The organism is Sphingopyxis sp. NJF-3 (assembly GCF_053514865.1).
Genome location: NZ_CM130726.1, coordinates 3,119,012 through 3,135,029, shown reverse-complemented (window position 1 = coordinate 3,135,029; position 16,018 = coordinate 3,119,012). Strand labels below are relative to the sequence as shown.

The following is a 16,018-nucleotide window of genomic DNA, read 5'->3' as shown; positions in this document are numbered from 1 at the left end:
GATCCTTCGCATCGAGCCAGCTGCGCTTCGGCGTAACCGGCCTCGTCTGCGATAATGAATCGGTGCGGATTCACGATTATACGGGGGAAGCGCCCACGCTATGCAAAGGTTGGGGGGTCTTGCCGACCAAGGGGCAGGGTGAAGGTGAAGCACGCGCCCGCCGGAGTGCTGTTTTCGGCCTGGAGGTGGCCGCCGTGCGCTTCGATGATCGAGCGGCAGATCGCGAGCCCCATGCCCATTCCCTCCGCCTTGGTGGAGAAGAAGGCTTCGAAGGCGCGATCGGGTTCGGGCAGTCCTGGCCCCGTATCGCTGATCTCGATTCGCACTGCATCCTCTGCGAGGATGGCCTCCAAACGCAGCTTTCGCTGATCTGGCGGCACATCGGCCATCGCTTCGACTGCATTTCGAACGATGTTCACGAGAACCTGCTGGATCTGGACCGGGTCGATCGGAACAGGCGGCAGGTTCCGCGCCAGCCGGATGTCGAACGAGATCTGGCTGCGCGCGAGTTGTTCGGCGAGGAGCTCGCGAACCTCCTCAACGAGCGGGCCGAGCGCCGATAATGTGCGCGAGCCGGTGGTTCGGCTGAAGAGCGCGCGGATATGGCTGACGATATCGGCGGCGGACTGGGCGTTTCGATCGACTCGCTCGATGATCGTCCGGGCACGTTCCACGTTCGGCGGGTCCGTGTCCAGCCAGCGCCGGCAGGCTTGCGCGTTAGTCATGATTGCGGCGAGCGGCTGGTTCACCTCATGGGCGATCGATGCCGAGAGTTCGGCGAGGCTTGCCGCCTGGCTCGCCGTCGCCAGCTTGTCCTGCGCCTGCCGCAATTCGTCCTGCGCGCGGACCTGGTCCTCGATATCGAGGCACACGCCGTTCCATTGCACGATTGCGCCATCTTCGCCCCGCATCGCGGCGATGCGGGTTTCGACCCAGCGATAGACGCCATCGAAACGGCGTTGGCGATGGGTCAGGGCATAGGCGTCGCCGGTCCGCAGCGAATGGGCAAAGCGCTCGCTTACCCGGTCGAGGTCGTCGGGGTGGATCACCGCGTCGAGAAGGCTCCGCAGCCGCGATACGCCAGATCTATCCTTCCCGGCGACGTCGAAGCCGAAAAACTCCCGCAGGCGGCGGCTGAAATAGATCGGCTCGCCCGCAGGTGTCATGCACCAGATGAGCGCCGGTGCGGTCTCGACCAGTTCGCGCAGCGAGCGTTCGCTCTCGCGCAAGGCTTCGTCGGTCTTGCGGAAGACGTCGATGTCGAAGCCGGTGCCGTACCAACCCGTGACGCGGCCGTCCTCGGCCCACGCCGGGCGGATCGCGAAGCGGTGCCAGACATAATCCCCGCTCGCGCGCAGCACGCGATACTCATAGTTGAATGGTTCGCCGGTGCGCATGCAGCGCCGCAGTTCGGCGGCGGCATCTTCATAATCCTCGGGATGCACCCCGTTCTTCCAGCCAAGGTCGCCGCCGTCCAGGAAGGGCTTGTCGCTTAGCGGTGCATTGAAATCGTCGAGCGTCATCGCGAGCGATGCCTGCGCCATCGGGGTGGCATAGGTGAATTGCCCTTCGGCGTCGAAGGCGAAGGCGGAGCCGTAAACATCCTCGATGATCTTCGCCGCGCGCACGGCATCTCCGGTTTCCCCCAGCGACGCGGCCAGCGTCCAAGCATCGTCCGGGGCATGCACCAGTGGCGGAACGGTGACGTTCGCGGAGTAGGGGGGATCGGCGCGATATTCGTGCCACCGCCAGCCGCCTTCGATGGCGCGCCGGCGATAGCTGACGACCTGTGGCACACCGCTGCAGAAGGCCCGCGCTTCGGCCTGTGCGATGGCTTCGCGGTCGTCGGGGTGAACAGGAGCCGACGCGCCGTTCGTCTCGATGCGCCGCCTTCGGATTAGTACAGCTGCCGTAACGCCAATACCGAAGCCGGTGAGGAGGCCAATGGGCTCGATCATGTCAAGGAGCGGGCGCGCGGTAACGCGACGCGGAACTCCGCACCCCCTTCGGCACGATTGGAAGCCGACAACGCGCCGCCATGTGCGGTGACGATCGACTGGCAGATTGCAAGGCCGATGCCCATGCCCTGCGCCTTCGTCGTGAAGAAGCCGTCGAAGATGCGATCAAGATTCTCGGGCGCGATTCCAGGCCCGTTGTCCTGCAAGGAGAGAATCGCGCAATCACCTGGCTCGGTTCCGGTCGCGACCAGAATTTCGCGCTCGGCTTCGTCCAGTCCTTCGACGGCCTGCACGGCGTTGATCAGCAGATTGACGACGACCTGCTGAAGCTGGATGCGGTCACCGATGACCAGCGGAAGCCTGCGGGCATAGTCGGTTGTCACACGGATGGCGCGCCGCTCGATCTCGTGATGAACGAACAACAGGCTTTCCCGAACGACATCGTTGAGTGCCAGCGGCGTCGACTCGGGCGCCTGCTTGACTGCCATGCTGCGGATGCGCTGGACGATATCGTCGGCGCGCCGTGCGCTGGTCGCAATGCGCGTCGTGAGTTGCTGGACCTTGCCGATATCGGGCTCGGGGCGTGCAAGCCAGCGCAGGCTCGTCTCGGCATTGGTCATGATCGCGGCGAGCGGCTGGTTGACCTCGTGCGCGATCGAGCTCGTGAGTTCGCCGAGCGTCGCGATGCGCGCTGCGTGGCCGAAATCGGCCTGGACCTGCCTGAGCTGCGTCTCCATCCGCAGCCGCTCGGTCACGTCTTCGAGACTGAATATCGTGGTATCGAGTTCGATGAGCGGTTCGGGATAGGTGACCGAGAAGCGCACGTCGAGCACGCGTCCGTCGAGCGTCCGGAGCTTCATGAGTTCGCTGTAATTTCTGTGGCCGCTGAATCGGCCGATCATCACACGGCGCAGCGAAGCCGGGCTCTCGGCGAACAGATAGCCGACAGGACGGATCAGGTCCTGCACATCCTTTCCTCCGACGAGCTCGATCGCGCTGCGATTTACGTCGGTCACCGGGACGCTGGTCGCGGCCAGTTCGACGAGCTCGGGATGGTCTTCGAGATATTGCTCGAAGTCGGTGACGCCGCGCGAGCGCAACTCGGCATATATCTTTCCCATACGGCTGGCGTCGACCTGCCAGAGCGCGACCGGCATATAATGGACGAGCTTGCGATAGCGTGCCTCGCTCGCGCGCAGAAACAGATAGGAACGATCGTCGTCCGCCGCCCCATTCACGGTAATGAACAAATGTCCTGGCCGATCGGCGCCTGCCCGCCATGTGGTGACGAGGGGGTCGCGCAGGATACCGTCGGAGGCAAGGCGGCGATGGAAACGCTTTCCTTCGCCGTCGCCGAGCGCCTCGACGATGAGGCCGGCAAGGATGGTCCGGCTTGCCACCGGCCAAAAGGCCGCAACCGACTGCCCTGCCATCAGCGCGCGGCCGCGGTTGCCGCCGACCAGCCGCGCGGTCCGTTCGTTGACGTCGACGATCCGCGCGGTTTCGACGAGACGGCGGTAAAGATCGTCGCGTTCATCTTTCCGCATGTCCCGCGCCTGCTCTGCGATACGGCCGAGGATATCGGCAGCGGGCGTGACGTCGATTTCCCAGCTCGCGGCCATCAGCCGGTCGGAGACGGGGCCATCCGATATAGTCGTGTCGCGTGCGTCATGGGCTGCGCGTGCATATTCGACGACATCGCGCACCGCCCCGGCCGCGTCGTAGCGCAGGTGCCGCCGCGCCTCCGCGATCCGCACGTCGCCGTCGCGCGTGAGCCGCTGGATACGCCCCTCCCACGCTCCTTCCTGCAACAGCTGCGACCAGGCGTGCGCCTCTTCGTCGGGCACGGGAGAGAGACGGGTGACGTCAGTGCCTCGAACCGCCAGCGCGGGCCATCCGAAGAGCTGCTCGGCAGCCGGATTCCAATATCCCACAACCCCTTGCGGATCGAGAACGACGATGCTTTCCGAAGCAAGTTCGGCGATTCCGGTTTCATCCGGCATAGGCGAATCGCACAGTGCCGCGGTCATCGTTCCGCGTCCGGATCCGCATTCTCCATCGCCGTCGCAATCGCGCCGAGCAGATGCGCATCGGTTACTGGCTTCGCAAGCCAGGCGCTGACGCCGAGCGCGAGCGCTTTCGCCCGTGTGGCCCCGTCGAGCACCGAGGACAGGACCACCACAGGCAATTGGGCGCGTTCGTTATTGAGGCGCTCCATCAGTTCGATTCCGGTCATTCCCGGCATGCGGATATCGGTCACGAGACAATCGAAGCGGCGGGATTGGCGCGCCGCCAGAAAGCCTGCCGCGCTTTCGAAGCATTGGCAGGCGAGACCGGAGACCATCAGCAGGTCGCCCAAGGCTTCGCGGACAGCCTCGTCATCGTCCACGATCGCGACGGTCGGCATATGGGGCAAGCGGCGACATCCTCTTCAACGCGGCCTCCGGGGCCGATGGGGTCAATGTCGCGCAGCTTGTAAGCCATTATAACCATACCAAAGTCTAGGCCGCGGCAGGTTCCCGCACCTCGGCGGGCAATTTTTCCCAGGCGCGAATCAGTTCGCCGACCGATGCGGCCTGCATCTTGCGCATCACGTTGCTGCGATGCAGCTTCACGGTAATCTCGGTAATGCCAAGGTCGTAGGCGATCTGCTTGTTCAGCCGACCCAGCGCGACCTCGCGCATGACCTGGGTTTCGCGCGGCGTCAGTGTCGCGTAGCGCTCGGCATGTTGCCGGACGATCTGCGCATTCGCCCGGTCGGCGATATCGCGCTCGATGCCCGCCGTGACGGCATCGAGCAACGTCTGGTCGCGCACGGGCTTGGTCAGAAAATCGACCGCGCCCGCCTTCATCGCCTGGACCGACATCGGAATATCGCCATGTCCGGTCAGGAAGACGATCGGCTTCGAGACCCCGGTCGACGCAAGATGTTGCTGGAGGTCGAGCCCGCTCGACCCGGGCATGCGGACGTCGAGGACAAGGCAGCCCGCGCGATCGAGCAGCGGTGAATCGACGAGATCGCGCGTCGAGGCGCAGCATTCGGCCTCGATCCCGACCGACAGCATCAATTCGCTGATCGCGGTGCGAACTTCCTCGTCGTCATCGACGACGAACACGAGCGGAGCTTCTTCCGCCTCGACGCTATGACTGGCCATCATTGCATATCCTTCGTTTGCGCTGGAGGGGCTCGACGCGCGGCGATCCGCCGGTCAAACCAGGCCCTGGTCTCGACACCGAATTCGCTCGGCGCCTTGCGTTCCAGCCGCCCGCCGATATCGGCGAGTGTCTCGCTCGCCAGCGCATCACGCATCGCTTTCTCCGCCTTGAGCATGACCGCGTGGACCGAGCAGACACCGCGGGTAGCCCACTCGGGGGCCTCCCCATCGAAAAGCGGGCAGCGCGTTCGGATTTCCTGGCATTCGAAGAGCGGTTTGCGGCCTTCGATCGCATCGACCAGTTCGAGCACGCTGATCGCTTCGGGAGTGCGCGAAAGCCGGTAACCGCCGCGCACGCCTTCGGCCGCAATAACGATTCCCGCCTTTTCGAGTTTTGCGAAAATCTTCGCGGCAAATGTCGGCGACACCCCCTGAAACGTCGCCAGGTCGCGTGCGCTACGCGGCGTCTCGCCTGCGTCGACCAGGCCGAGAAGGCAATGGAGGCCATATTCCACGCTCGCGGTCAGATGTGCCATAACGCGGAGTATATTTGTCCGCGTTTGACAGGGCAAGAAAATCCTTTCCTACCCTGTCAATAGCTTGCGTCCTTTTCACGCCGGATGCGGGCGAGGCCCGGCGTCAGAAATGCCAGGCGATTCCCGCGAGAACCTGATGCCGGTCCCATTTGGTGCCGCCACTGCCGAGGTCGCTGTAACGATATTCGACGCGCGCCGAGACACGGTCGGTAACGAAACGCTCAACGCCCCCGCCGACCGACCAGCCATCGAGATTGTCTTTACCCCGGCGCGGCCCTTCCAGGTCGAGGATCCGCACCGCGGTCCGGACATTCTCATAGCCGCCGCGTGCGTAGACGAGCGTCTTGTCGGCGACGAGATAGCCGGCGCGAACGCCGAGATCGAAGCCATATTCAGGATTGATCGCGGCCGACCTGTCCTTTTGCGAGCGCGCCAAGCCATCGTCGAAACCGAAATTCACCGCCCCTTCGGCCGACAGCACGACACCGGCGGTCGGCTGGATATTGTAGCCGACGAAAATGCCGGCGGTTGCCGAATCGCGCTTGTCGTCGATCCCGGCCGTGCCGAGATCGGTATCCACGGAACCAAGCTTGCTCTGGCTCCAGCCGGCCTGCGCGCCGACATAGGGGCCATCGAATGTTTGCGCGGCAGCGGGCGCCGCGATTCCAGCGGCCAGGGCTGCGCCGAGGGGGAGAGCGAGATATTTCACGGGTCTGTTCCTTTTTGCTTTCTGAGAAAAATGGGCGCGCGCGGACGGGGGAGGGGGAGGTCGCGCGCGCCCTGGGTCAGGCCGCTTTCCGACGTGGAGGCAGAAAGTTGCCATCGATGCCGCCCGGCCAGGGCGTCACCGTTTCACCGGCAACCATCCAGGTGCCGGAATCCTTGCGCAGGCGAAGCTCGTACATCGCCGGCGGCGCCTTAGGGCTCATGCGGCGATAGAGGATCGCCGTCGCGTGATCGCCCTGCTGCTCGACGTGCAACACGCGATGCTCGGTCGACAGCGGCTCCTCGCCGGTGTCGCGGCGCGCGCGGAATTCGGCGATGGAATCGTCGCGCCGCACCCGCGTCACATGGCCGTCGCTGCCCAGAACGAGGAAGGTCTGGTCGGGTGTGTAGAGCTTTTCCATGCCGTCGATGTCGTAAGCGCTGCCGACATGGACGACGTCGTGGATCAGCGCGGCGATGGCGGGGGCGATAGGAGTATCGGTCATTTCTAAGTCCTTCCAATGAGGGTCAAAGCAGCGCCATGCCGCCGTCGACGCGCAGGTTTATGCCGGTCACGAAGCTGCTGGCGTCGGAAGCGAGGAACAGCGCGGCGCGGGCAAGTTCGATCGGCTGGCCAAGGCGCCCGAGCGGAATCGCGTCCGCCATCATCTCGGCAAAGGCATCGCGATCTTCGGGGGCGACGCCGAGCTTGCCGAGGATTTCGGTCTCGGTCGGTCCGGGGCTCAGCATGTTGACGCGGATGCGCCGCGCCTTGAATTCGAGCGCCCAGCTTCGCGCAAAGGCGCCGATGGCGGCCTTGCTGCCCGCATAGACGGCGTGGCCATCCAGAACCTTCTCGCTCGCCAGCGAGCCGACGAGGATGATCGATCCGCCGTCCTGAAGCACGGGTGCGATCGCCTGGACGCCGAAAAAGGTGCCGCGCGCGTTGATGCCGAACTGCGCATCATATTCGGCTTCGGAGACCTCGGTCGAGGGCGTGATCGTGTTGACGCCCGCATTCGCCATATAGATGTCGGCGCCGCCGAAGCGCTCGCGGACGAGATCGGCGACATGGGCGTGATGCGCCGGGTCGGCGACATCGCCGCGGATCGCGGTCGCGGCGGGGCCGATGGCGCGGACCGCGTCATCAAGCGCGTCCTGACGCCGCCCGGTGATCACCACCTGTGCGCCTTGTTCGGCAAAGAGCTTGGCGCTCGCGAGCCCGATACCGCTGTTGCCGCCGGTGATGACCGCAACCTTTCCCTTCAGATTTGTCATAATCCACCTCTGCTGTTGGAGAGAGGAACGGATTTGGCTTTTCTCTCGTGGAAAATTAGTATGGACAAAGGCACATCTTCTTTTCCAAAAACTATCGAATGACGATCGGACCCGAATCTACGACCGGGCTTCAGGCCTTCGTTCGCGCGGTGGAGGCGGGCTCGTTCAGCGCGGCGGCGCGGATCGCCGGAACCACTCCGTCGGCAGTATCGAAGAACGTCGAGCGGCTCGAACAGCGTCTCGGTGTGAAGCTCTTCCTGCGCTCGACCCGCTCGCTTGCGCTCACCGTCGATGGCACCACCTATTATGAACGCGTCGCGCCGTTGCTGCGTGCGCTGGACGATGCCGGTGACGTGTTGAGCGGCGCCGCGCGCGGCCTGCTCCGCGTCAGCCTGCCGGGCGTGCTCGGACCCGCACTCGTTGAGTCGATCACCCGCGACTTCATGCCGCGGCATCCCGAGATAAAGATCGAGATCAGCATCACCGACCGCCATGTCGATCTGGTGCGCGAGGGCTATGATGTCGCGTTGCGCGTAGGGGAGGTCGCGGATGTCGACTGGATGGTCCGCCGCCTTGCGACCTTGCCGCTCATTCTCGTCGCGGCCCCCGAGTGGCTCGGTCGCGTTGGTCCTCCCGCCACGCGCGAGGCGCTCGCGGGTCTGCCGCACATCCGTTACCGCTTTGGCGCGCGCGCTTATCCGATCCGGTTTGCCGACGGCAGCGAACTGCTTCCCGAAGGCGTCCTCGATACGGATTCGGGGCAGGCGATGCGGATCGCGGCGCTCGGCGGTGTCGGGGTGGCGCAGCTTCTCCGTCTTGCGGTCGCCGATGACCTTGCGATAGGGTGCCTTGTCGAGGTGTTTCCGCAGGGCAGGCTTGCGTCGGTCCCGATCCAGGCCCTCCACGCGTTCGGTCGCCTCGCCCCGTTGCGGGTGCAATTGTTCATGGATTTTCTCGCCGGGATGCTCGCGCCCCATTCGGTTTGATCGCCCCGTGGCGGAGCGCGGCGCCGGTTCAGCCTTGTTGTGCATCTCTTGCCTTTCCGCAGAGGGGCCGCCTCGTCTGGTCGACCGGGTGGGGCGCGTATTCCTGCAATGCCGCGAACACGCGCCCCGGGGGGAGAGCCTTGGAGAGCGATCAGAAGTCCCAGAAGGCTGCGACCCATCGGAAGGCGTCGCCATCGACGGCAACGCGGCCGACCGACGGGAAGGGGAGGTGCGTCGCGACGAGATATTCGCCGCTCGCCGCAGCGTCCTGCAAAAGACGAACGCGTACGCGAACCGATTCCTCGGGATCATGTTCGAAGCCGTTGTGCCAGTCGGGGTGGTCGAAGCCGACAGGGAACAGGGCATCGCCGGCGAAGGTCAGCCGCTCGCCGCCCGACGCGACATGAACGACGCAGTGTCCCGGCGTGTGCCCCCCGGTAAGCCTGGCGATCACGCCGGGCGCGATTTCCTGCTCCTCGTCGAAGGTCTTTAGGTTTGCGCCATAGGCTTCGATGAACTGCGCGGCGGTTTTGCGCAGCACCGCCGGAACCGGGTTCGGCATCGCGGTCTGTTCGAAATCGGGGGTTCGCCAGAAGGCGACCTCGGCGGTCGTGACATGAATCCGCACGTCGGGGCGCAGGCGCTTCTTCACATCCTCGACCAGCAGCCCGCCGACATGGTCCATGTGCATGTGCGTAATGACGATGTCGGTGACCGACGCCAGGTCGATCCCTGCCGCTTCCAGCCGTTTGGGAAACTGGCCGGCGCGCGGAAAACCGGGGAATTGTCCGCCGAGGCCTGCATCGACGAGGATGACCTTGTCGCCGCTGCGCAGTACGAGGACGTTCAGGGCCCAGTCGAACATGTCGGGTCCGACAAACATGTCCTTGAACCACTGGGCGCGAACGTCGGGGTCTACATTGGTAGCCATGGTTTCGGTGGGCAGCGGCAACACGCCATCGCTGACGACGAGAACGTCGATCTCGCCGACCCGCAGCGCGTAACGCGACGGAACCAGTTCCTCGAAACCCGATTTCTCGGGCGTTGCAATACTATCGGGCTTCATGTCTCGATCCTCCAGAATGCCGTCTCAGTGACGACATTCCGGACGCTACGTGCCGGCCTCTTCGCGGTCGATTGGGTCGAGGAATCGGTTGGGGCATACCTTCGGACAGGTTGGTTAGTCGGCATTGGTAGGCGTGGCCAACCTGGGAGTCGTCCGACATAAGTGACTTGGGCCTGTCGGTGTTACGTATCCGACCAAGTTGGTGGTCGGAGGATGGTCTGGGACAAATCAGAGCCGGGCGGTTAGCCGAACGCCTGCTATTGCTATGTGGCTGTGAAGAGCTGCCGGTCTGCAAACGGCCGGGTCCAGCGGCTCGTTTCCGGAGGGCTTCCGACGCAACTATACTCCGTTCCGCAAGTTTTCCGATGCGAAAGGATCTGGCTATGCCCCTGAAGCTCGAAGGGTCGTGCCGCTGCGGGGAGGTCCGTTTCTCCGCAGACAGCCACGCGCCCGTACCGTTCATGCGCTGTTATTGTTCGATATGCAGAAAGACCGCTGGGGGAGGTGGCTATGCCATCAACCTCCACGCCGACAAGCGAACGCTAACGGTGGAGGGCGAGACCGCAGTCTTCCATGCCGATCTGGATGACGGGAAGGGCGGCTGCAAGCTCAGTTCGGCCGAACGCCATTTCTGCGCCAGATGCGCCAGCGCATTATGGGTGTTCAGTCCGGAATATCCCGATCTTTTCCATCCATTCGCCTCGGCGATCGATAGTGACCTGCCCAAGGCGCCGTCGAGCGTGCACATGATGCTCGCGTCGAAAGCATCCTGGGTCGAACCCCTGATCGGCCCGGATGATCAATGCTTCGAGGAATATCCCGAGGATGCGCTCGAGGACTGGCACCGGGCGCGGGGTCTCTGGATCGACTAGCGCTCCGGATTGGAGTGACTGCGGCGGAACAGGCCGCTGCGCATCAACTGGCATCAGTCGAGCGCCTCCTGCCAGTGCGGATAGCGGCCGGTTCCAGCCATCGCGTTAGCCTGAATGTACGACAGCTTTTAACGACCGGCATCGCGCCCGCGAACGGCGGCTATCTTGGCGATGGCTGACCTGCCAAACGGAGAGGGAACGGCAGCTATAGCCGGATGCGTTGCCGAAACCTGCCATTCTCCAACCGGCCAGTTGCAGTATGCACGAAAGCTGGAAGTGCGAGTAGCGGGTCCACGAAAGCGCACGCCGGCGGTCGTCCGACTGAGACGTGGCGCCGGACGACCGCGCGGCAGTACGTAAAAAGATACACATGGCGGCGTAGACGAAACGATCTGCGGAAAGCCTGTGTGCCGTCCAAATGCGGCTAGCGACAAAAGGTTTCACTCGCGCTCCGAAGAAAAGGCGTGCCGCTCTGCACCATCCTCCTGCAGTGCGTCGTTTGGGTGAGGGCGGCGGTTGCCCCGCCGCCCTCCGACGTCAGAAGTCCATCGCCGGCATGGGCGCGGCCTTCTCGTCCTTCGGCAGCTCGGCAACGAGCGCTTCGGTCGTGATCAGCAGCGAGGCGACCGACGCCGCGTCCTGCAGCGCGGTGCGCACAACCTTGGCGGGGTCGATCACGCCGGCCTTGACGAGGTCCTCATATTCGCCGGTGGCCGCGTTGAAGCCCCAGCTATATTCCTCGCTTTCGAGCAGCTTGCCGACGATCCAGGCGCCGTCTTCGCCGGCATTGTCGGCGATCTGGCGCGCCGGGGCGCGGAGCGCCCGGCGGACGATGTCGATGCCCGACTGCTGGTCGTCGTTCGCGGCCTTCAGGCCCTCGAGCGCCTTCAGCGCGCGGAGAAGGGCAATGCCGCCGCCGGGAAGAATGCCTTCTTCCACCGCCGCGCGCGTCGCGTGGAGCGCGTCGTCGACGCGGTCCTTCTTCTCCTTGACCTCGACCTCGGTCGCGCCGCCGACCCGGATCACCGCGACGCCGCCTGCGAGCTTGGCGAGCCGCTCCTGCAGCTTCTCGCGGTCATAATCGCTAGTGGTCGTCTCGATCTGCCGGCGGATCTGCGCGACGCGGGCGTCGATGTCCGACTTTCCGCCGACGCCGTCGACGATCGTGGTGTTATCCTTGTCGATGACGACCTTCTTGGCGCGTCCGAGCATGTTGATCGTGACGTTCTCCAGCTTGATGCCGAGTTCCTCGCTGACGACATTGCCGCCGGTCAGCACCGCGATATCCTCGAGCATCGCCTTGCGGCGGTCGCCGAAGCCGGGCGCCTTGACCGCCGCGACCTTGAGCCCGCCGCGCAGGCGGTTGACGACGAGTGTCGCGAGCGCGTCGCCCTCGACATCCTCGGCGATGATGAGCAAGGGCCGTCCCGACTGAACGACGCTTTCGAGCAGCGGCAGCATCGCCTGCAGGTTCGAGAGCTTCTTCTCGTGGATGAGGATATACGGATCGTCGAGTTCGACCTTCAGCTTCTCGGCATTGGTGATGAAATAGGGGCTCAGGTAACCGCGATCGAACTGCATGCCCTCGACCGTCTCGAGTTCGGTCGCGAGGCTCTTGGCTTCCTCCACGGTAATCACGCCCTCATTGCCGACCGTCTCCATCGCCTCGGCGAGAATCCGGCCGACCTCTTCGTCGCCATTCGCCGAGATCGTCGCGACCTGCGCGATCTCGCTGTTCGCCTCGACCGACTTGGCGTGGGCCTTGAGGTCCTCGACGACTTTGGTCACGGCAAGATCGATGCCGCGCTTGACGTCCATCGGGTTCATGCCGGCCGCGACCGCCTTCGAACCTTCGCGCACGATCGCCTGCGCGAGCACGGTCGCGGTCGTCGTGCCGTCGCCGGCCTTGTCATTCTGCTTCGATGCGACCTCGCGCAGCATCTGCGCGCCCATATTCTCGAACTTGTCGGCAAGCTCGATTTCTTTGGCGACGGTGACGCCGTCCTTGGTGATGCGCGGCGCTCCGAAGCTTTTGTCGATCACCACGTTGCGGCCCTTGGGGCCCAGCGTGACCTTCACTGCATTCGCAAGCGTATCCACGCCGCGCAGCATGCGATCACGCGCGTCCGACGCAAATTTCACTTCCTTGGCAGCCATTTTGACCTCCTTCTTGATGTCCTTTCAGTTGCTGGATGGATGCGGCGTCAGGCCGCCTGCTTGAGGGCCTCGGCCCGCTCGATCACGCCGAGGATGTCGCTCTCCTTCATGATGAGCAGTTCCTCGCCGTCGATGCGAACCTCGGTGCCCGACCATTTGCCGAACAGGATGCGGTCGCCGGCCTTGACGTCGAGCGCGGCGATGGTGCCGTCCTCGGCGCGGACGCCCGGGCCGACGGCGATGACTTCGCCCTCCTGCGGCTTTTCCTTGGCGGTGTCGGGGATGATGATGCCGCCTGAGGTCTTCTCCTCGGCTTCGATGCGGCGGACGACCACACGGTCGTGCAAGGGACGGAAATGCATGCATAACCTCCATATTGCATAACGATATGATAAGCCGGCGCGCCTGTCCGGGACGCGCGGCGCCGATGAGCTAGGAAGCGGATTTTTTCGCTTCAAGAGGGCGGTTGAAATTTTTTGGCACTCTTTGCGGGAGAGTGACAAAACACCCCTTATCAACAGCCTGCGCCCTCTTGACTCGACTCGCTTCGCTCCCAAAATCTGGTCCCGCGGCACCTTGCCGCAGGACGAGAAAGGAATGGCAACAAGGAAGGAGGCACGATCATGTCCGAGCCATTTTCCCGTTTTCTTCACCCCTTCGACGTGGCGCGTCACCCGAGCCTCGAGCCCGAGGTCAAGCGCGCTCTTCTCGCATCCTGGGCATCGGACCGCGCGTCGGTCCGCAACAAGCCTGCGCTTCGCAAACCGCCGGGCGCGCGCCGCGCCGTTCCGGTCGACGACGTGCTCGCGGCGCTCCGCTCGCTCGACGGCGGCGAGGCGCGCGCGCCATGACCGACCGCGCGCTGATCGCGCAGCTGGACGGCTATGGGCTGACCACCGCCGAAATCCATTATTACCGGCCCGATCACCCGTCGCTGCTCCAGCTGTACGTCTGGCAGGACTATGATCTTCCGCCCGACTTCCCGGTGCTGTTCGATTTTCTGGCGATGTGGCGTCGGCAGATCGAAGCCGCGCTTCATTCGGTGCGGATCGCGCATGACGCGTTGATCGGACCCGCCGAATGGCGCGCGGCGGATATTATCCGCGCGATCGACTGACCGGGCGACGGAGGCGTTTTCGCATGCCCGGTGGTTAGCCGGACCACTCTCCTGTATTGAAGGGAAGCGGGGCCACTGCTGAACCAGCGGCCCCGCAGGACGTCAGGCGTGTTCGAGCGCCTTTTCCTTCGACGATCCGATCCGGCGCGCTTCGGCGGCGTTGCTGCCGATCTCGATCTTGCGCGGTTTCATCGCCTCGGGGATGACCCGGTTGAGTTCGATCGCGAGCAGGCCGTCGGCGAAGCTCGCGCCGCCGACCTCGATATAGTCGGCGAGCTGGAAGCGACGCTCGAACGCGCGGCGCGCGATGCCGCGGTGCAAATAGGTGCTCTTCGCATCCTCTTCGGCCGGTTTGCCCGAGACCGTCAGCTGGTTCTGCTGCGCCACGATCTCGATCTCGTCGGCTTTGAAGCCCGGAACCGCCAGCGTGATCCGGAAGCGGTCGTCGGCCTCGCGCACGATGTCGAAGGCGGGATAGCCGTCGGACGTCTCGCTGCGCTGCCCTTTCTCGAGCAGATCGAAGAGGTGATCGAAGCCCACCGTCGAGCGACGGTAGGGGGTAAAGTCAAAGTCGGTTCTCATTTCCAAATCCTCCTGACTGAAGCAATTCGGGCATGAGATGCGCCGGTACATAGAGCCGGCGCTCTCTATGTCCTGAAGAACCCGAAAATCCGGCGTCCGCGAAAAAATTAGGAAGTCATTTTCCGGTTTCAAGATCCGTGATCGACACTGCGCGGCAGCTCGTCGCAGAGATCGGAAATGTCGGCCGTGACCGAGGTGCGGAGCCGCGGTGAGCGGCTCCGCGATGGGTCAGGCAACGCGGTTTCTGCCCATGTCACTGTTCCACGCAGCGATCTGGTCCTTGACCGCCAGCTTCAGCTTCTTGAGCCGCGCGATCAGGACCTCGTCGGGCAGGCGTTGCCGCGCTTCCCGATCGATTTCGGCGTTGAGGCGGGCATGCTCGCGCCGGAGATAGTGAATATGTTTGCTGGACATCTTCTTCTCCATGCCAAGTTGAGGATGTAGCAGCCGCGTTGGCTGCCGAGAGGATATAAGAAAGGACCGTCCCCGATTTCAATGGGTTGAGGTTCCTATTGCATTCACGCCCTTGTGGGCAACAACTGCGATTAGAATGACGAGTTTCTGACATCTTGTGTCCGCTATCTCGGGCCGGCGCTCGGGAGCAGACCGTCTCCAATCGTTGAGAGTTTCAGACGCCGCCAGGCGTCAGAAAGTCTTCGGTGCCCGAACCGCGGTGGTCATGAGCCGAGCTATGGGGAAAGCTGTTTTGCGCTGATGGTGGGGTAGCCGGGCGCAGCCCAAAAGCGGACGCTTCCGGTAGCGGATCGTCTGGATATGGGTCGTAAAAGCGGACCTGCAAAAGCAGACGGGCCGATTTTGGTGGTGTGGCGTCTGCTTTTGGGCGGCGCCGGCGTGAGCGGGTCCGCTTCCAGGCGCGGGTGTGCGCTGGATCGCGTCTGCACGAGGCCGTGCCGGATCACGGCGCAGGTGTCCCGGGTGCGAGGGATGGCGGTGGCGGTGCGCGAGGCAGATAGCGGCGCTCGAAGACCTCGATGATGATCATGGTACCGCCGCAGCACGGGCAGGTCGGCCGGGGCTCTGTATCGTCGGTCGGTTCCTCGGTCGGTGGCGGTGCGACATCGAGGAGGTGGCGCGCGCGTTCGAGATGGTCCTTGCGGCGTGCGCTGGCGAGGAGGCCATAGTGGCGGATGCGGTGGAACCCGCGCGGCAGGGCGTGGAGGAGGAAGCGGCGGATGAACTCGTCGGCGGCGAGCGTCATGACCTGCTTGGTGACACGCCTCGAAGAGGAGACCCGGATCGGCAAGGGCGGGACCCTGGCGGCGCAGCTGTCGCGGCTCGACCTGATCGTGCTCGACGAGCTCGGTTATCTGCCGTTCGCCCGCTCCGGAGGGCAGTTGCTGTTCCACCTCATCAGCAAGCTTTATGAGCGCACCAGCGTCATCATCACCACCAACCTCGCCTTCGGCGAGTGGCCTACCGTCTTCGGTGATCCCAAGATGACCACGGCGCTGCTCGACCGCGTCACCCACCACTGCGATATCATCGAGACGGGCAACGACAGCTGGCGCTTCAAAAACCGCAGCTGACCGCCACCTTCGGCCCCTTCAAAAATCTATCTTGCGCTGCGCGCGCCTCCGGTCGGGCT

General features: G+C 64.1%; 17 protein-coding genes and 2 pseudogenes. 5 read left to right on the top strand and 14 right to left on the bottom strand.

Going from position 1 to position 16,018, the window contains the following annotated elements:
• Positions 1-98: 98 nt before the first annotated feature.
• From ACOTSS_RS15255 to ACOTSS_RS15220, 8 genes are all read right to left on the bottom strand, one after another.
• Entirely contained in the window at positions 99-1,958 is a 1,860-nt protein-coding gene (locus ACOTSS_RS15255) for a PAS domain-containing sensor histidine kinase (RefSeq protein ID WP_448688956.1), read from the bottom strand.
• On the bottom strand, positions 1,955-3,961 hold the full coding sequence (locus ACOTSS_RS15250; RefSeq protein ID WP_448688955.1) for an ATP-binding protein: 2,007 nt from the start codon (positions 3,959-3,961) through the stop codon (positions 1,955-1,957). The genes ACOTSS_RS15255 and ACOTSS_RS15250 overlap by 4 nt, the downstream gene beginning before the upstream one ends.
• Positions 3,962-3,984: 23 nt before the next feature.
• Positions 3,985-4,365, bottom strand: coding sequence for a response regulator transcription factor (locus ACOTSS_RS15245; protein ID WP_448688954.1), 381 nt, complete (start codon positions 4,363-4,365; stop codon positions 3,985-3,987).
• A gap of 94 nt (positions 4,366-4,459) precedes the next feature.
• Positions 4,460-5,113, bottom strand: a complete 654-nt coding sequence (locus ACOTSS_RS15240) for a response regulator transcription factor (protein ID WP_448688953.1) — start codon at positions 5,111-5,113, stop codon at positions 4,460-4,462.
• Positions 5,113-5,649 carry an RrF2 family transcriptional regulator gene (locus ACOTSS_RS15235; protein WP_448688952.1) on the bottom strand — a complete coding sequence of 179 codons (537 nt, stop codon included), beginning with the start codon at positions 5,647-5,649 and terminating at the stop codon, positions 5,113-5,115. The genes ACOTSS_RS15240 and ACOTSS_RS15235 overlap by 1 nt, the downstream gene beginning before the upstream one ends.
• Before the next feature lie 103 nt (positions 5,650-5,752).
• Positions 5,753-6,358 carry an outer membrane protein gene (locus tag ACOTSS_RS15230; protein WP_448688951.1) on the bottom strand — a complete coding sequence of 202 codons (606 nt, stop codon included), beginning with the start codon at positions 6,356-6,358 and terminating at the stop codon, positions 5,753-5,755.
• 76 nt (positions 6,359-6,434) lie between these two features.
• The gene (locus tag ACOTSS_RS15225) at positions 6,435-6,860 is read right to left on the bottom strand and encodes a hypothetical protein (RefSeq protein ID WP_448688950.1); all 426 of its coding nucleotides are present in this window, start codon (positions 6,858-6,860) and stop codon (positions 6,435-6,437) included.
• 22 nt (positions 6,861-6,882) lie between these two features.
• Positions 6,883-7,632 (bottom strand): SDR family NAD(P)-dependent oxidoreductase, encoded by a 750-nt coding sequence (locus tag ACOTSS_RS15220; protein WP_448688949.1) that lies wholly within the window; start codon positions 7,630-7,632, stop codon positions 6,883-6,885.
• A gap of 98 nt (positions 7,633-7,730) precedes the next feature.
• Between ACOTSS_RS15220 and ACOTSS_RS15215 the strand changes: the two genes are divergently transcribed.
• Positions 7,731-8,618 (top strand): LysR substrate-binding domain-containing protein, encoded by an 888-nt coding sequence (locus ACOTSS_RS15215; protein WP_448688948.1) that lies wholly within the window; start codon positions 7,731-7,733, stop codon positions 8,616-8,618.
• Between the two features lie 151 nt (positions 8,619-8,769).
• Here ACOTSS_RS15215 and ACOTSS_RS15210 read toward each other — a convergent pair whose 3' ends face one another.
• On the bottom strand, positions 8,770-9,684 hold the full coding sequence (locus tag ACOTSS_RS15210; protein ID WP_448688947.1) for an MBL fold metallo-hydrolase: 915 nt from the start codon (positions 9,682-9,684) through the stop codon (positions 8,770-8,772).
• A 383-nt stretch (positions 9,685-10,067) separates the two neighbouring features.
• Between ACOTSS_RS15210 and ACOTSS_RS15205 the strand changes: the two genes are divergently transcribed.
• Positions 10,068-10,556 (top strand): GFA family protein, encoded by a 489-nt coding sequence (locus ACOTSS_RS15205; protein WP_448688946.1) that lies wholly within the window; start codon positions 10,068-10,070, stop codon positions 10,554-10,556.
• A gap of 537 nt (positions 10,557-11,093) precedes the next feature.
• Here ACOTSS_RS15205 and groL read toward each other — a convergent pair.
• Entirely contained in the window at positions 11,094-12,713 is a 1,620-nt protein-coding gene (gene groL, locus ACOTSS_RS15200) for a chaperonin GroEL (RefSeq protein WP_448688945.1), read from the bottom strand.
• 47 nt (positions 12,714-12,760) lie between these two features.
• Positions 12,761-13,075, bottom strand: coding sequence for a co-chaperone GroES (gene groES, locus ACOTSS_RS15195; protein WP_448688944.1), 315 nt, complete (start codon positions 13,073-13,075; stop codon positions 12,761-12,763).
• A 261-nt stretch (positions 13,076-13,336) separates the two neighbouring features.
• Between groES and ACOTSS_RS15190 the strand changes: the two genes are divergently transcribed.
• On the top strand, positions 13,337-13,564 hold the full coding sequence (locus ACOTSS_RS15190) for a hypothetical protein (protein ID WP_448688943.1): 228 nt from the start codon (positions 13,337-13,339) through the stop codon (positions 13,562-13,564).
• Positions 13,561-13,830 (top strand): usg protein, encoded by a 270-nt coding sequence (locus ACOTSS_RS15185; RefSeq protein WP_184644391.1) that lies wholly within the window; start codon positions 13,561-13,563, stop codon positions 13,828-13,830. The genes ACOTSS_RS15190 and ACOTSS_RS15185 overlap by 4 nt, the downstream gene beginning before the upstream one ends.
• Positions 13,831-13,932: 102 nt before the next feature.
• Here the strand turns inward: ACOTSS_RS15185 and ACOTSS_RS15180 are convergent, their stop codons facing one another.
• From ACOTSS_RS15180 to ACOTSS_RS15170, 3 genes and pseudogenes are all read right to left on the bottom strand, one after another.
• Entirely contained in the window at positions 13,933-14,412 is a 480-nt protein-coding gene (locus ACOTSS_RS15180) for an Hsp20 family protein (protein WP_448688942.1), read from the bottom strand.
• 228 nt (positions 14,413-14,640) lie between these two features.
• Positions 14,641-14,826, bottom strand: a complete 186-nt coding sequence (locus ACOTSS_RS15175) for a YdcH family protein (RefSeq protein WP_448688941.1) — start codon at positions 14,824-14,826, stop codon at positions 14,641-14,643.
• A 502-nt stretch (positions 14,827-15,328) separates the two neighbouring features.
• Positions 15,329-15,640, bottom strand: a pseudogene (locus ACOTSS_RS15170) (transposase); the annotation flags it as partial.
• On the opposite strand from ACOTSS_RS15170, the pseudogene ACOTSS_RS15165 reads away from it, so the two are divergent.
• Positions 15,639-15,959: pseudogene (locus tag ACOTSS_RS15165) on the top strand (ATP-binding protein); the annotation flags it as partial. The pseudogenes ACOTSS_RS15170 and ACOTSS_RS15165 sit on opposite strands and share 2 nt — an antisense overlap.
• Between the last annotated feature and the right edge of the window lie 59 nt (positions 15,960-16,018).

What these genes read in the sequence shown, in the direction of transcription:
- ACOTSS_RS15255 (WP_448688956.1), bottom strand. Translation starts at nt 1,958, where the DNA reads ATGATCGAGCCCATTGGCCTCCTCACCGGCTTCGGTATTGGCGTTACG.
- ACOTSS_RS15250 (WP_448688955.1), bottom strand. Translation starts at nt 3,961, where the DNA reads ATGCCGGATGAAACCGGAATCGCCGAACTTGCTTCGGAAAGCATCGTC.
- ACOTSS_RS15245 (WP_448688954.1), bottom strand. Translation starts at nt 4,365, where the DNA reads ATGCCGACCGTCGCGATCGTGGACGATGACGAGGCTGTCCGCGAAGCC.
- ACOTSS_RS15240 (WP_448688953.1), bottom strand. Translation starts at nt 5,113, where the DNA reads ATGGCCAGTCATAGCGTCGAGGCGGAAGAAGCTCCGCTCGTGTTCGTC.
- ACOTSS_RS15235 (WP_448688952.1), bottom strand. Translation starts at nt 5,649, where the DNA reads ATGGCACATCTGACCGCGAGCGTGGAATATGGCCTCCATTGCCTTCTC.
- ACOTSS_RS15225 (WP_448688950.1), bottom strand. Translation starts at nt 6,860, where the DNA reads ATGACCGATACTCCTATCGCCCCCGCCATCGCCGCGCTGATCCACGAC.
- ACOTSS_RS15220 (WP_448688949.1), bottom strand. Translation starts at nt 7,632, where the DNA reads ATGACAAATCTGAAGGGAAAGGTTGCGGTCATCACCGGCGGCAACAGC.
- ACOTSS_RS15215 (WP_448688948.1), top strand. Translation starts at nt 7,731, where the DNA reads ATGACGATCGGACCCGAATCTACGACCGGGCTTCAGGCCTTCGTTCGC.
- ACOTSS_RS15210 (WP_448688947.1), bottom strand. Translation starts at nt 9,684, where the DNA reads ATGAAGCCCGATAGTATTGCAACGCCCGAGAAATCGGGTTTCGAGGAA.
- ACOTSS_RS15205 (WP_448688946.1), top strand. Translation starts at nt 10,068, where the DNA reads ATGCCCCTGAAGCTCGAAGGGTCGTGCCGCTGCGGGGAGGTCCGTTTC.
- groL (WP_448688945.1), bottom strand. Translation starts at nt 12,713, where the DNA reads ATGGCTGCCAAGGAAGTGAAATTTGCGTCGGACGCGCGTGATCGCATG.
- groES (WP_448688944.1), bottom strand. Translation starts at nt 13,075, where the DNA reads ATGCATTTCCGTCCCTTGCACGACCGTGTGGTCGTCCGCCGCATCGAA.
- ACOTSS_RS15190 (WP_448688943.1), top strand. Translation starts at nt 13,337, where the DNA reads ATGTCCGAGCCATTTTCCCGTTTTCTTCACCCCTTCGACGTGGCGCGT.
- ACOTSS_RS15185 (WP_184644391.1), top strand. Translation starts at nt 13,561, where the DNA reads ATGACCGACCGCGCGCTGATCGCGCAGCTGGACGGCTATGGGCTGACC.
- ACOTSS_RS15180 (WP_448688942.1), bottom strand. Translation starts at nt 14,412, where the DNA reads ATGAGAACCGACTTTGACTTTACCCCCTACCGTCGCTCGACGGTGGGC.
- ACOTSS_RS15175 (WP_448688941.1), bottom strand. Translation starts at nt 14,826, where the DNA reads ATGTCCAGCAAACATATTCACTATCTCCGGCGCGAGCATGCCCGCCTC.